Source organism: Leifsonia shinshuensis, from assembly GCF_022606355.1.
Lineage (GTDB): Bacteria > Actinomycetota > Actinomycetes > Actinomycetales > Microbacteriaceae > Leifsonia > Leifsonia shinshuensis_B.
In genome coordinates this window covers 152,251-166,714 of sequence record NZ_JAHHZQ010000006.1, presented here as the reverse complement: position 1 = coordinate 166,714, position 14,464 = coordinate 152,251, and the positions used below count along the sequence as shown (strand labels likewise).

Below are 14,464 nucleotides of genomic sequence, written 5' to 3'. Positions count from 1 at the left end.
TGCGTCGTGAGTCGATCACGCCGCCCTGCTCGGACGGCTCAGGAGTTGTCGGCGGCCTCCTGCACGCGCTTCGCGGCGTCTGCCGGCGAGAGACCGGAGCTGATGACACCGACGAGAGCATCGCCGAGCGCGGTGTTGACCGACGCCGACGGCACCTGGCGGTAGCCGGCGAGGTGGTCGGCGATGAGCGACTCGATCGAAGCGCGGGCGGTCGAGGCCTGCTCGGGCAGTCCCTGCGGTGTCGGGCCGTCCTTCGTGACGGGGAAGTCGAGGGCGGCGTCGGTGAGCGTCTGCGCCCCGGCACCGCGGCTCATGTAGCGGGCGAGCTGGAACGCAGCGGACTTGTTCTTGCTGTTCTTGTTGACGACGACGATGCCGGTGACATCGCCGATGACCGGCGCGCCGCCGGCGACGCCGTCCACGGGCAGTGGGATCGCGTCGATGTCGTAGCCGGAGATGAGGGCGAGCGAGTTCTTGTACATGTCCAGGTTCCAGCTGCCGTTGGCGAAGAACGCCGCCTTGCCCTTGGTGAACAGGTCATAGGTGTCGGTGTACGTCGCCGCGCCCGCAGCACCCTCCTGCGTCAGGCCGTCCGCGAACAGGGCCTTCCACTTCTCGAACGCGGAGACGAGGCTCTTGTCGGTCCACTTCCCCGACCCGTCGAGAGCGGCGTAGGTGGCCTTCGCGTCGATGGCTGCGGCGGTCGCCAGGAAGTAGTCGATGTCCTGCCAGGTGTCCTTGCCACCGAAGGCGATGGGCGCGATGCCGGCGTCGTGGAGCTTCGCCGCCGCGGCCTTCAGTTCGGCATAGGTCTTCGGGACGGCGATGCCGTGCTCCTTCAGGATGGTCTTGTTGACCCAGAGGAAGCCCGCCACGCCGTACCCGACGGGGAGGCCGTAGGTCTTGCCGCCCACCTGCGAACGCGTCAGCGGCCCGGCGTTGTACGCGGATTTCCAGCCCGCGCCGTCGAACGCCGCTTCGTACGCGTCGACGGGTTCGATGTACTGGCGATACTGGTTGAGCATGGCGCCGGGCTGGACGACGAAGACGTCGGGGCCGGCGCCGCTGCGCAGCTGTGTCTGCAGGGCGGTCTGATAGTCCTCGAACGGCGAGAGCGTACCGGTGACCTTCGCCTTCGGGTTCTCCTTCGTGAATCCGGAGGAGATCTGGTCGAACGTCTCCTGGGTGGGGGTCCAGCTCTGGAACTGGATGGTCCCGGTGGGAGCGGCCGTCGAGACGGCGGACTCTGCTGGGCCGGACGAGCATCCGGCGAGGGCCACCGCGGTGACGGCGACCACGGCTGCGACGAGCGTTTTCTTCATTGCCTCTCCTCAGCTTCTTCGGCAAGGGAATTCTCGGGTTGAATTGATGTTGCATTGAATGGATTCAAGTCACCATAATGGCTAAATTGGTCAGACGTCAAGCGCGGACTTCTTCACGTTCCCCGCCAGAACTGCCCAAGAGAGGGGTGAGGCAGATTTCCACCATCGGCATCGGAGCCGTCGCAGAACGAGCAGGCGTCTCGGTCGGGACCGTTTCAAACTATTTCAACAGACCGGAGCTGCTCGCGGAAGCCACCGCCGAGCGCGTGCGGACGGCGATCGACGACCTCGGCTACGTCCGCAACACGTCGGCGCGCGCCCTGCGCGTCGGCAAGTCCGACATGGTGGGCCTCCTCGTCCTCGACATCGGCAACCCCTTCTTCACGGAGTTCGTCGACGGCGCCGAGTCCGTCGCCACCGAGATCGGCTACGCGACCGTGCTGGGCAACAGCCGCGAGCAGGCCGACAACGAAGCCCGCTACCTGGACCTCTTCCAGGAGCAGCGCGTGTCCGGCGTGATCCTCGCCCCGATCGGCGACATCCACCCCCGCCTCGACCAGCTGCGGGAGGGGGGCATCCCCTCGGTGCTGATCGACGACGGCGCGGATCTCGAATCGTTCTGCTCCGTCGCGGTCGACGACCGCATCGGAGGGGAGCTCGCGGTCAACCACCTGATCGAGCGCGGTTGCCGGCGCCTCCTCATCGTGACCGGTCCACGGCGGATCCACCAGGCCCACGCGCGCATCGACGGCGCCGTGGACCGTGGGCGCGATGCCGGTGTCCCCCTCGACCTCGTCCATGCGGAGGCGTTCACCGCCGCCGCGGCGCGAGCCTCCGTGTCCGAGTTGCTCGCGAGCGGCGAGGCTCCGTTCGACGGCATCTTCGCCGCCAACGACGTGATGGCGATGGGAGCACTCCAAGCCGTGCACGAGGCCGGCCTGGTCTCCCCGCGCGACATCGCCATCATCGGGTACGACGACATCACCTACGCCGCTGCCCTCTCCCCCGCCCTCACCTCGGTGCGCCAGCCGACACGCGAGATGGGCATGGAGGCCATGCGCCTGCTCATCGAGGAGATGCAGCGGCAGCCCGGCCACGCCCACCACCGCACCCTCTTCAAACCGACGCTGGTGCAGCGCGAGACCACCTGACGCGCCGCTCCCCGCCGCGCGGCCGGCCGCCGGCCCCCGTCCCCGCCGTCCCGGAGGCCTCAGCCCTCGCGCGTCTGTACGGGCACGCTCTCGCGGCGACGGCGACGAAGCACGACGAATCCCACGATGGCGAGCGCAAGGAGCACGACGCAGGCGCTGACACCCACGATGAGGAAAGTGGGGTCTTTCGGAGCGGCGCCCACCTTCTGCGGGCTCTGGCCGACGGTGTGGGCGGGGTCGAGCACACCCTGGATGGCATTCGCGTCCGCGGCGCGGACGAGGATGCGCGATCGGTCCCCTTCCGCGTACCAGGTCGCGAGCGTCGTCACCCGGACCGCCGTGGCGGGGATGCGTCCGATCGCGGCGCTCGCATGACGACGCTCGGACGCGCCGGGGGCGACGGTCACTTTCCAGACGGCATCCGCCTTCTCCCGGTGCGAGCCTTCTGCTTTCGAGAACGTGGCGAACTCCGGAAGAGTGACGACCAGTTCCCCGGTCACCGGCGACGTCCCCCGGTTGGTGACCGTCACGGTGTAGTCCGACGAAGCACCCGAGGCCGTTTCGGCCACCCCGTCGGTGATCGCGATCGAGAGCCCATCAGGGGCGGTCAGTGGTGCCGTGACAGGGGCGGCCGATGCTGCCGGCGTCAACAGGAAGACGCTGCCGAGCAGGCCCGTCGTCAGCAATCCGATGGTCCACCGCAGGAGGATCGCGCGGCGGGTGTGCGGGGTGTTCATGCGTGCGCTTTCGTCGTAGTGGGTGCTGCGCGCCCGCCCGTGACGTCGGGCGGGCACGCAGCGCGGTACCCGGAGTCAGCTCCGGCGCCGCCGGCGCAGTCGCAGCCCGATCACCAGTCCGAATCCGGTCAGGAGAAGCAGAGCTCCCCACAGGAACGGCGGGAGGAGGTCGCTGCCCGTGTGGGCGAGCGGGTCGGATGCCGCAGGTGGCGCTGCCGGCGGATCGACCGTCACATCCGCGGCGCAGTCCGGGTCGGTGTCTCCGGCCAAGCAGTTGGAGACCTCCCCTGCCGGGTCCGTCGGTGTGGTGACGACGTTGTGCAGGACCGTGCCCGGTCGATCGGCGGCCAGAAGCCTCACGCTGTAGGTCACGTGGACCGTCTGGCCGACGGCCAAGGGGCCGGCCCAGGCGAGCGTCGGCGCAGTGTAGGTCGCGCCGCTGCTCGCGTCTCCGTTGTAGGTCGCGCTGGCCAGGACGTTCGTCAGGTCGTCCGTGAACGTCGCGGGCGCGCTGCTCGTGAAGGGCACGGTGCCGGTGTTCGTGACGGTGATCGTGTACGTCACGACCCCACCGGGGGCGACCGACGAAGCGGATGCCGCCTTGGCGACGTGATACGACTGCACGGAGACCGTGGTCGAACAGGCAGGGTCGGTCGAGCCGGCCGCGCACGGCCCCGTCGGGGTGATGACCGCGTTCTTCAGCACGTGGTCGCCCGTGTCCGGACTCTTCACCGTCACCGAGTAGGTGATGGTGGCCGTTCCTCCGACCGCCAGGGCTCCGGCCCAACTCAGGGTCGGCGCCGTGTACACCGCCCCGCCTGTCGCGTCCTTGTTGTAGGTCGCATCGTCGAGGACGCCGCTCAGATCGTCTCGGAAGGTCGCCGGCGCCGCGGCGGTGTACGGAACCGCTCCGGTGTTGGTGACGACGATCGTGTAGGTGACGGTCGCGCCCGGCTTGGTGTCGACGGTGGAGGCCGTCTTCACGGTCGAGTACGACTGCACGGGCACGACGACCACGCAGTTCGGATCGGTCGACCCCGACACGCAGGGCCCGGTGGGGGTGACCACGGCGTTGGTGAGGACCTTGTCGCCCGTAGCCGGGCTCTTCACCTTCACCGAATAGGTCACGGTCTGCGTCGCGCCGACGGCGAGCGGGCCGGACCAGGAGAGCACGGGCGTCGAGTACACGGCCGCGTTCGTCGCGTCGTTGTTGTACGTCGCGTCGTCCAGCACACTCGTGAGGTCATCCGTGAAGGACGCCGGGTTCGTGGCGGTGAACGGGACTTGACCGGTGTTCGTCACGGTGATCGTGTACGAGACCGTGTCACCGGGCTGCGTGGTCGTCGTCGACGAGGTCTTCACCACGGAGTACGACTGCACGAGTGTGGTGGTGGCGCAGCCACCGGCCGTCGCGCAGCTTCCGCCGTCGCCCGTCGGCACCACGGCGTTCTTCAACGAGTGGTCACCGGTGTCGGGGCTCGCGACCGTGACCGAGTAGGTGACGGTCTTCGTTCCGCCGACGGGCAGTGCGCCCGCCCAGCTGAGGGTCGGCGCCGCGTAGGTCGCACCGTTGGTGGCGTCGTTGTTGTACGTGGCGTCATCGAGGACCTTCGTCAGGTCGTCGGTGAACGTCGCAGGCGACGTCGCGGTGTAGTCGACCGCACCGGTGTTCGTCACCGTCACCGTGTAGGTGACGCGGGAGCCCTCCGTGGTGGTCGTCGTGGAGGCCGTCTTAGCGGTCGTGTACGACTGGACCGGCACGGTCACCGAGCAGTCCGGATCGGTCGAGTCGACCGTGCAGTCGCCGCCGAGACCGGGCGGAGTGACAACGGTGTTGTCGAGCAGGTGATCACCGGTGTCCGGGTCCTTCACGGTCACCGTGTAGGTGATCGTCTCGGAGGCGCCGACCGGGAGGGCCCCCGACCACGACAGGGTAGGTGCGGAGTAGACAGCCCCGTTCGTCGCGTCGTTGTTGTACGTCGCGTCGTCGATGACCTTCGTCAGGTCGTCGGTGAACGTCGCAGGAGACGCGGCCGTGTAGTCGACCTGACCCGTGTTGGTCACCACGATCGTGTACGTCACGGTCGCCCCCGGAGTCGTCGTGGACGACGAGGCCGACTTCGTGACGTGGAACGCCTTCGTCGGGATCTGCACCGCGCACGAGGGGTCCGTCGATCCCGTCGCGCAGTTTCCGGTCGCGTCGGTGACGACGGCATTGTGGAGGACGTGGTCGCCCGCGTCGGGGATGTCGATGGTGACCGAGTAGGTGACCGTCACCGTTGCTCCCACGGCCAGGGCACCCGACCAGGAGAGGGTGCTCCCGGCGATCGTGGCGCCGCCCGTGGCATCCCCGTTGTACGTGGCGTCGTCGAGGACGTCCGTCAGATCATCGGTGAACGTCGCGGGATCGGCGGCCGTGTACGCCACCTGCCCCGTGTTCGTGATCGTGATCGTGTACGGAACGACCTGGCCCGGCGTCACCGTGGTGGCAGGGCTCGTCTTGACGACGCGGTAGGACTTCACCGGGGTCACGGTCGTACAGGCCGGGTCGGCGGAACCCGCGTCACAGTTGCCGACGCCAGGCGGGGTGAACACCGCGTTCTTCAGCACATGGTCGCCGCGGTCCGGGTTCTTCACCGTCACCGAGTAGGTGATCGTCTGCGTGGCGCCCAGGGCCAGCGGTCCCGCCCAGCTGAGCGTCGGGGCCGCGTACGTCGCACCGTTGGATGCGTCGTTGTTGTAGACCGCGTCATCCAGCACGCCGGTGAGGTTGTCGGTGATCGTCGCGGGGTTGGCTGCGGTGTACGCGACCTGCCCGGTGTTGGTGACGACGATCGTGTACGTCACGGTCGAGCCGGGCGTCGTGGAGGCCGTCGATGCGGTCTTCGAGACCGTGTAGCCCCCGACCGCCGTCGTGGTCGTGCAGTCGGCGGCCGTCGTGCAGCTTCCGCCGGAACCCGTGGGGACGACCGCGTTCTTCAGCAGATGGTCACCGGCATCCGGCGTGTTCACCGTGACGGAGTACGTGACCGTCCTGGTCGCGCCGATGGCCAGCGCACCCGACCACGAGATGGTCGGCGCGGCATACGTCGCGCCGTTGTTCGCGTCCCCGTTGTACGTGGCGTCGTCCAGCACGCCGGCGAGGCTGTCGGTGAAGGAGGCGGGGTTCGCCGCCGTGTAGCCGACCTGACCCGTGTTGGTCACCGTCACGGTGTAGACGACGACGCCGCCCGGCGAGGTCGTCGACGTCGAGGCGGTCTTGGAGACCGTGTACGACGCGATCGGCGTCCGCGTGTCGCACGCGCCTGCCGAGGCGCACGTTCCGCCGTCGCCGGTGGGCTTGACGGTGTTCTTCAGCAGGTGGTCGCCGGTGTCGGGCGTGTTCACGGTGACCGAATAGGTGACGGTCGTGCTCGCTCCGACGGCCAGCGCTCCCGACCAGGACACGGTCGGGGCGGCGTAGGTCGCTCCGTTGCTCGCGTCGTTGTTGTACGTGGCGTCATCGAGGACGCCGGCGAGGGAATCGGTGAACGATGCCGGGTTCGCCGCCGTGTAGGCGGCCGTGCCCGTGTTCGTGACCGTCACCGTGTAGGTCACCGTCTGGCCTTCGGCGGCCTGCGCGACCGAGGCGGTCTTGGCCACCGTGAACGACTCGACATTCGTCGTCACCGTGCACGCGGGATCCGTGTTGCCGGTCACGCAGTTGCCGCCGGACGGAGTGGTGACCACGTTGGTCATCACCTTGTCGCCCGTGTCCGGGTTCTTGACCTTCACCGAGTAGGTGATCGTGATCGTCTGCCCCGGCATGATCGCCGCGGCCGACCACTGCAGGGTCTGCCCGGTCACGGACGCAGTTCCGGCCGTCGAGGTGACATCGCCGTTGTAGGTCGCGTCGTCGAGCACCTTCGACAGATCGTCCGTCAGCGACGGGTTCAGCGACGGCGCAGCGCTGCCGGCCGGTTCCGAGACCGTGATCGTGTAGGTGACGGTTCCGCCGGGGGCGACCGGGGTGCCCGGTGCCGGGTTGGAGGTCTTCACCACGCGGTACGGGTCGGGCACGACGATGCCTGCCGGGTCGGTGGCGGTCAGGGTCGGCCCGGACGGGGGCGTGACGCTCACCGAGGCGACGTTCACCGTCGTGCCGACGACCGCCGTCGTGGAGCACGTGTTCGACGCCGAGGCTCCCGCCGCGAGGCTCGCGACCGTGAAGTCGCAGCCGGGGATCAGCGCATCCGTCACCGGGACGTTGGTCAGCGTGCCCGTGCCCTTGTTCGTCACCGTGATCTTGTACGGAACCGTGTCGCCCGCCGCGTACTGCTGGTAGTCGGCGGTGCTGTTCGCGTCGTGCCAGTCTGCGGCCTTCGCGGGGTCGCCGCCCTTGACCAGCACGTACTTCTTCAGATCGAGGGCGTAGCAGTCGCCGATGGTCGTCGTCGCCGACGACAGCATCGGGAGCGCGGTGTGCCCGGCGATCGAGTTCGCCGAGTTCACCAGCAGCTGGCCCGGCTTGTTGTCCGACGACGCCGGCGCCGCGCAGCTCGTGCCGGCCGGCGTCGTGAACGCGATCCGGATCGTCTGGACTGCGCCAGGGGCGAGGGCCGGGCCGATCACGCGCACGGCGGTCGGGTGCGCGACAGCCGTGGTCGACCAGCCGACCGTGTTGCCCGACGTGCTGCCCGGAGTTCCACCGTTGGAGGCAGCACGCGGGTCGTTGCTCAACGATGCGATCGGCGCTGTCGAGTAGTACACCGTCGATCCGGCCGGCGCTGTCACCCCGGTCACGGAGTAGGTGCCGTCGATCGTGGTGCCGCGGCCGTCTGCCTTGTTCGGGAGGATGTCGATGGTGTCGGTGTAGGGGTTGCTGACCGGGTCCTGGGACCTCACGACCAGGTCCCACGCCGACGAGTCGCCGTAGAAGGACAGCGTGTTCGACTCGACGGACTTGCCGAGGCTCGTCGCGCCGTTGTTGGGAACCGTCACGCTCGCCGTGGCCTGGCGAACGCCGGCCGGTCGATTGTCGCCGGGCACGTCGATCTGGGCGATGTTCGTCAACACCGTGTCCGGCGGGACCGAGGTGCCGGCCGGGATCTCAGCCTGATAGGTGATGGGCCGGGAGGTGTTCGCGGCCACATTCGTGAACGTGTAGCTGAGAACCTGTTGGCCGGAGCCGTTCGTCGACACCGTCGGCGTCGGCGTGCCGCTGCCCGCGACATAGCTCATGCCGGTCGGCAGGGTGTCGGTGACGGTGAAGGTCTGGTTCGGTGGACTCTGAACGGCGAGGTCCGCTTCCGCCGTGAGGTTGAAGGTGACAGGGACACCCGGCTGTGCGGTCGTTCTCGGGGTCGTCTTCGTGATGACGCCGGTCGGGCCCTGGACACGGAAGGCGTCGCGGATGCCGTTCGTGTTCGGCCCGTACGTGCTGCCCGGGATCGTGGCGATGACGCCACCACTGGTGCTGATGTTGACGTAATTGTTCAGCGTGGGGTACCCCGGATACGTGGTCGCCGTGTTGAACGGCGCGTTGAACGCACCGACGGTCCACGACTCCGCGCCGATGGGTGCAGTGGGCGGGACGTATCCCCACACCCGCAGGAAGTGGTGGACCTGCTTGTCGACAGCCGGATCCCAGGTCATCTTCACCGCTGTCACGCCGGCGGGCAGCGTGGCGTAGCACTGCGCGTCCGAGTTCCAGGGGTTGATCAGGGTGCTCTGAGTGGCGCACGCTGCGGGGAGCGGCAGGGCGATCCACGGGCTGCCCGCGACGCCGACGGGCTCCCCGCAGGTCTCGGTCTTGGTGTTGATCGCGTCCGCGCGGTACCAGAAGTGGGCCGACTTGATCGGCGTGTAGTCGACATCGGCCGCGACGGCGTCGACATAGCGGGGAACGAAGGCAGCGGGGTTCTGCACCATGGTGCAGGAGCCGGCGAGGTCCGCGCCGCCTGCTCCCGTGTAACCGGTCCAGGCCACGCTGTCGGCCATGGCGACGAGAGGCTGCTTGGTGAAGGGGTATGGCCCGGGGTTCGTCGACGTCCCCGCACCGGGGTCGGGGAAGACGGAGCTCTGGGAAGTGCCAGGAGCCACCCAGAGATTCGCGTCCCACGGCGCCCTGCCGATGGTCGGGCCGCCCTGCCAGCTGTTCGAGAAGATCCCGGGCACCGTCAGTGTGGTCGCGGTGGAGTCGTTGGCGGTGTTCGTCTCCGGCTGGGTGACCCCGTCGGTGAAGGTGAACGGAGTCGGGGTCGCGGTGAACGTCACGCCCGTGGAGGTCGTGACGGGACTGGTGTAGCTGAAGGCCAATCGCCCGGCTGCGATGAAGACCGTGCTGGCGGGGATCGCGGCGCCGAGGCTGTCGGTCGTGGGCACGTGCTGGAGCGAGTAGTCGAGGCCGCTCAGCGTGACGGTGTAGTGGGTGCCGCTGCCGCTGATCGTGCAGGTCGGAGCGTTCGTCCGGTTGCTGAAGCTGGATGCCGAGAAGGGAATCCCCGCGGCGGCGTTCGATGCGTCGACCGGCGCGCAGCCCTCCCACTGCAGGCCCGGCAGCTGGCCGGCCGGCGAGACCGCGATGTCCACGGTGAATGTGTACGACGACGGTCCGGGGATGCTTCCTGCGGTCATGGCGATGCCGTAGTCGGCCCACGTCGTCTGGCGGTTGCCGCCGAACCGGCTCGCCATCGTGATCTCTTGTCCTTGACTACCGCTCAGCACGAGATCCATACCGTGGCTGCCGGGGATCGGGAGAGCGGTCGTCGCCGCCGGGCCGGCGGGCGCGGTCGCCGAATCCGAGGTCACCGTGCCCGACACGGAGAGCTTCGAGCCGACGGCTCCCGTGGCGCGCACGGGCGCTTGGACGACGGACGCCGTTCCCTCGGTGATCGTGCCGAGGTTGCAGACCAGCGTGGTGCCGTTGGCGGAGATCGCGGAGGCCGGCGTGACGCCCTTCGTCTGGCAGACGGCGGGAATGCTGGCGAACACGCCGTTGGTGGCCACGAGGGTCAGGCGGACGTTGTCGACAGGAGCGTTCGCCTGCGGGTTGGTCGCGTCGTTCGTGTTGACATGCCATTCGGTGGTCAGCGCCGCTCCGTACGGTGCCGAAGTCGGGCTTCCGACCCAGTTCGTCGTGATCTCGTGCACCGCCGTCGTCGCCGCGGTGGCTGCCCCGCCCAGGCTGAAGACGGACACGGCGCCGATGCCGATCGCGAGCAGCGCGGAGACTACACGAAACCCGCGGGTCGGCGAGTCGCGGTACCAGAACAGCGACCGGATCCTCCGGCCGAGCCGTTCATCCGCGATCGAGCTCTCAGCGGTACGACGCGCCACAGCGTTTCCTTCCCCACAGGTGTCTCCGGACGTCAAAGCGCACGGCCGGTTATCAGCTAAGCGAAGGGCCGCTCATCGCCGCCATCGAAACGAGAGGTTTCACCCCGAGATCACCCTGACGGTCACCCCGCCGGGCTCAGCCGTCGTGTTCCGACAGCAGATGCCGATCGAGAGCGACGGCGATCGCCTCGTCCCTGCTCGACACACCGAGCTTGCGGTAGATGCTCCGCAGTTGCGTCTTGACCGTGTTCACCGACACGACCAGTTCCGAGGCCACCCGGGCCGGCGAGCTGTGACGCATGAGTGCCGCGAGCACGACGAGCTCCCGCTCGCTGAGCGTGCTCTCCGGGGTGGTGTCGCCCAGGACGGACCGGACGTCGATTCCGTCGAAGAGGCCGCCGAACCCCTGTTCGACCAGGGCCGCGCGCAGTCGTACGAAGTCCGCGGGAGGGATGAGTGCCAGCGGTAGCCGCAGACCGGTGTGCTCGAGCAAGGAACCGAGATGCTCGATCACGGCGACCGACCGGACGCTCGACGGGAGTCGAAGCAGTGCAGCAGCTTCGATCGCCATGGCTTCCGCAACGCTCCGCGGGGGGAGGTCTCCACCGGCGATCTTGCGCAGCTCCCGGAGGGCCTCACCGCTCCGACCGGCAGCGAGCTCGACCCGCGCCTGCGCGACGTGACGGTCGGGCCCGGGAGGTGCGTCGCGGTGGAGGATGACCCCCGCGGCATCGCGCGAGCCGAGAGCCAGCTGGAGCAGCGCCCGCGTCGGCGCGAGCCGACCGCGTGCCCCCGCCGATCGACCCTCGCTGCGGGCGGCGGCGACCGCATCCAGCCGCACCAATCCTTCGCCGGGTCGCCCGGAGACGAGTGCGGTCAGGGCTTCGGTCGTGGCGATCGCGATCCAGTGCTCGATCGTCCGCGGGTCGTTGACCAGTGCCGACAGGTGGCTGCGGGCCGTGATCGGGTCGAACGCCTCCAGCGAGGCGATGGCCTCCGCGACGCGGTAGAAGGTGCCCGAGTACACGGACCGCTGCTCATCCGTCCACTCCGGGGAATGCGCCAACTCGATGTAGACGCGCGCTTCGCGGAGCTCACCGCGGATGGCACGGATGCCCGCGAGCATCGCCAGGCTGCCGAACCCGTCAGAGGTGCCGTTGCCGGTCGATTCGGCCAGCCCCGACTCGAACGCGGAGAGGGCTCCGTCCAGGTCGCCGCCGTAGTACAGGCTGACACCGGCTTGCGAGTAGACCCGGGGAAGCGAGCTGAGCGACTGCAGTTCGGCGGAGCTCATCGCGTCCAGGATCCGGATCGCAGACCGGGCGGGTCCCACTCCCATCGCCGGGCGTCCGATCAACCGGTAGACGGCGCTCTCGCTGACGAGGATCAGAGCGCGGTCCACCGCGTCCAGCGCGACCCGGCCGGAACGGGCCGCGCGCACAGCAGTGGCGAAGTAGCGCAGCGCCCTGACCCGCTTGTGGGGAACGCCGTTGTAGCAGATGCCCAGCATCATCGCCAGGAGGGGTTGATCGCGCAGCGCCGCGGCCGGGATCAGGTCCAGAGCCAGCCGCAGGGCTTCACCATGGGACCGGAGCAACTCGAACCAGTACCGGCGCACGAGAGCGTTCGCCGTGACCAGATCTCCGGCCGAGATCAACGACGCCAGCTCGGACGCCACCCGGTCGACGTCGTCAGGGAGCGCGGGCGGGAGACTGGGGTCGAAACCGATCTCCTGATCGAGATCGTCGTTCCGATCACTCACCATGACCTCCGGATAAGGGTGCGAGACATCACAGACCGGGCGACGACGACCCCTCACACTGAGCAGGTCGTCCCGGATGAGCCTCCCGGAAACGCACGACTCCACGGCGGCGGCAGGCAACGCGCGTCGCCGAAGATCGATGCGGTAGCTTCACGCTACCGGATCGTCGGCCGGCCGTCGCACATCGGGGACCAGAGACGCCCCGAGCGGTCGGCCGATGTCAGACCCCCGTCTTGCCTCGCTCGGCGCCGCCCCGGCGACCGAGCAGGCGGCCGACGCCACCGGCGATCGCGACCGCGCCCACTTGTCCGATCGCCCGGCCTCCGAAAGTGGCCGCGAGAATGAGCGGGACCCGGTGCTCCGGCGAGAGAACGGGAAACGACACGAGGAAGAGCACCAGGGCCGAGACGAGCGCGGCGACCACGGAGACCCACGCCGGTGCGACCCGATCCGCGCGCCCCCGGGTGAGCGCCCAGCTGACGGAGTCGTACGCGGCTCCGGCTCCCACGAACAGGACGACGATGAGCATGCCGATCGGGCTGAACGGCGCGGCGAGGACGGCGGCCACGATCCCGACGGTCGTCGCGGCCCACGGATAGCCGAGCAGACGGCGAGCCAGGAACGGGACGATGCTGTAGGCGCCCGCGATCAGCGCATAGAGCGGCGGGGAGAAGGCGGCCGTCGCCGCACTGAACGGCGAGAACGCCACCACCACGAGCGCACCGGCCGCGCCGGCGCCGGCCGTCCCCAGCACCTGCTGGAGCAGTGACTGTCGGCGTACGCCGGTGGGGGCGCCCTCGTAGATGGTCATCGACAACTCCTCGATCCGTACCCGTGAGATCCACATCATCGCACGCCGACGAGAACTGTCGTGACCAGTCGGGCGATGCGTCCCGGGAACGTCGCCCTCCGACGATCGTCCCGCGAAGTGGGGGTCCTCATTAATGAGGACAGACTGCTTATACTGTCCCCACCATTTGGGAAATGAGGATTTCTCGACTGGGCTCACGTGCCGGCACCCGACCCCCGGCATGAGGGGGCGAGCGGCATGGCCATCCACAGCGTACGAATCCACCCGCACGGCCACAGCGGACGTTGGCTGCACATCACGATGACGCTCGCGTCGGTCGTCATGCTCGTAGCCGCCGTCGCGTTCGGCGCCACAGCGATCTATGCCGGCAGCGTCGCCGGCACCTTCGACTCGCACGTGACGCGGCTCCCGCACGCGCTCCCCACCGCCGTCCCGCGGCCTCCCGCCTCACCGACCGGGGCAGTGAACATCCTGCTGCTCGGCTCGGACTCCCGCGGCGCCCCCACCTCGATCGGCGCCACCGCGGAATCGGACCAGCGCTCCGACACGATGCTGCTCGTGCACATCGACGCCGACCGGCGGAACGTGTATGTCATGTCGATCATGCGCGACCTCTGGGTGCCCATCCCCGGCAACGGCACCGCGAAGATCAACGCGGCGCTCGCCTGGGGCGGCACACCGCTGACGGTGCAGACGGTGGAACAGCTGCTCCAGGTGCGCATCGACCACATCGCAATCCTCGACTTCGCCGGCCTGAAGAGCATCACGAACGCGATCGGGGGCGTCGACGTCGACAGCCCAGTCGCCTTCACCACGGTCAAGTCGCCGCACTACACCTTCGTCAAGGGAATGAACCACCTCGACGGTGACCAGGCACTCGCGTACGCCCGGGAGCGGTACGCGTTCCCCACGGCGGACTACCAGCGGGTGGCCGACCAGCAGGCCCTGCTGCTCGGGTTCGCCACCACCCTGATCCACCGCTCGGTGCTCACCGACCCGGCCGCCCTGCTGGCCTTCGCCCGCGCCACCGGATCCGCCGTGAGCGTCGACTCCTCGTTCGACCTGCCGAGCATGCTCGCGCTCGCGGCGAGCATGCGCCTCTCCGGCGCGTCGGCCATCCACACCTTCACGCTGCCGACGGCCGGCACCGCGACGTCCGCCGACGGGCAGTCCATCGTGAACGTGGATCCCGCGGCGCTCGCGCGCGTGCGCGCGGCGCTCGCGGACGACACGCTCTCGCAGTTCGCTCCGGGGCGGTGAGGAGGGCAACCGCCGCCGGCCTTCCGCTTCTCCGCCGCAGTGACCGCCCGGATGGGCCGACCCGGATCGTCTCAGGCGGCGACGCGCGTTGCTTCCGACGCGTC

Annotated in this window: 7 protein-coding genes; 2 read left to right on the top strand and 5 right to left on the bottom strand. The window is 69.0% G+C overall.

Annotated features, from left to right (window positions below; genetic code table 11):
* Positions 1 to 38: 38 nt before the first annotated feature.
* A complete protein-coding gene (locus KNO15_RS22035) occupies positions 39 to 1,322 on the bottom strand; it encodes an ABC transporter substrate-binding protein (RefSeq protein ID WP_241706103.1) in 1,284 nt (427 codons plus the stop codon).
* Positions 1,323 to 1,468: 146 nt separating this feature from the next.
* Here KNO15_RS22035 and KNO15_RS22030 point away from each other — a divergent pair, with 146 nt between their 5' ends.
* Entirely contained in the window at positions 1,469 to 2,473 is a 1,005-nt protein-coding gene (locus KNO15_RS22030; protein WP_241706102.1) for a LacI family DNA-binding transcriptional regulator, read from the top strand.
* Positions 2,474 to 2,532: 59 nt separating this feature from the next.
* On the opposite strand, the gene KNO15_RS22025 is transcribed toward KNO15_RS22030, so the two are convergent.
* The 4 genes from KNO15_RS22025 to KNO15_RS22010 form a co-directional block, all read right to left on the bottom strand.
* Positions 2,533 to 3,210: a hypothetical protein gene (locus KNO15_RS22025; RefSeq protein WP_241706101.1), complete on the bottom strand. Its 678-nt coding sequence runs from the start codon at positions 3,208 to 3,210 to the stop codon at positions 2,533 to 2,535.
* Between the two features lie 75 nt (positions 3,211 to 3,285).
* Positions 3,286 to 10,527 carry a beta strand repeat-containing protein gene (locus KNO15_RS23440; protein ID WP_241706100.1) on the bottom strand — a complete coding sequence of 2,414 codons (7,242 nt, stop codon included), beginning with the start codon at positions 10,525 to 10,527 and terminating at the stop codon, positions 3,286 to 3,288.
* 136 nt (positions 10,528 to 10,663) lie between these two features.
* Complete coding sequence (locus KNO15_RS22015) at positions 10,664 to 12,292, bottom strand: LuxR family transcriptional regulator (protein ID WP_241706099.1); 1,629 nt, start codon at positions 12,290 to 12,292, stop codon at positions 10,664 to 10,666.
* Between the two features lie 217 nt (positions 12,293 to 12,509).
* Complete coding sequence (locus tag KNO15_RS22010; protein WP_241706098.1) at positions 12,510 to 13,100, bottom strand: hypothetical protein; 591 nt, start codon at positions 13,098 to 13,100, stop codon at positions 12,510 to 12,512.
* A gap of 237 nt (positions 13,101 to 13,337) precedes the next feature.
* Here KNO15_RS22010 and KNO15_RS22005 point away from each other — a divergent pair, with 237 nt between their 5' ends.
* Positions 13,338 to 14,360, top strand: a complete 1,023-nt coding sequence (locus KNO15_RS22005) for an LCP family protein (protein ID WP_241706097.1) — start codon at positions 13,338 to 13,340, stop codon at positions 14,358 to 14,360.
* Positions 14,361 to 14,464 lie beyond the last annotated feature (104 nt).

Bases quoted from the DNA above. Each gene is read 5' to 3' on its own strand.
- KNO15_RS22035 (WP_241706103.1), bottom strand. From the start codon at position 1,322: ATGAAGAAAACGCTCGTCGCAGCCGTGGTCGCCGTCACCGCGGTGGCC.
- KNO15_RS22005 (WP_241706097.1), top strand. From the start codon at position 13,338: ATGGCCATCCACAGCGTACGAATCCACCCGCACGGCCACAGCGGACGT.
- KNO15_RS22010 (WP_241706098.1), bottom strand. From the start codon at position 13,100: ATGACCATCTACGAGGGCGCCCCCACCGGCGTACGCCGACAGTCACTG.
- KNO15_RS22015 (WP_241706099.1), bottom strand. From the start codon at position 12,292: ATGGTGAGTGATCGGAACGACGATCTCGATCAGGAGATCGGTTTCGAC.
- KNO15_RS22025 (WP_241706101.1), bottom strand. From the start codon at position 3,210: ATGAACACCCCGCACACCCGCCGCGCGATCCTCCTGCGGTGGACCATC.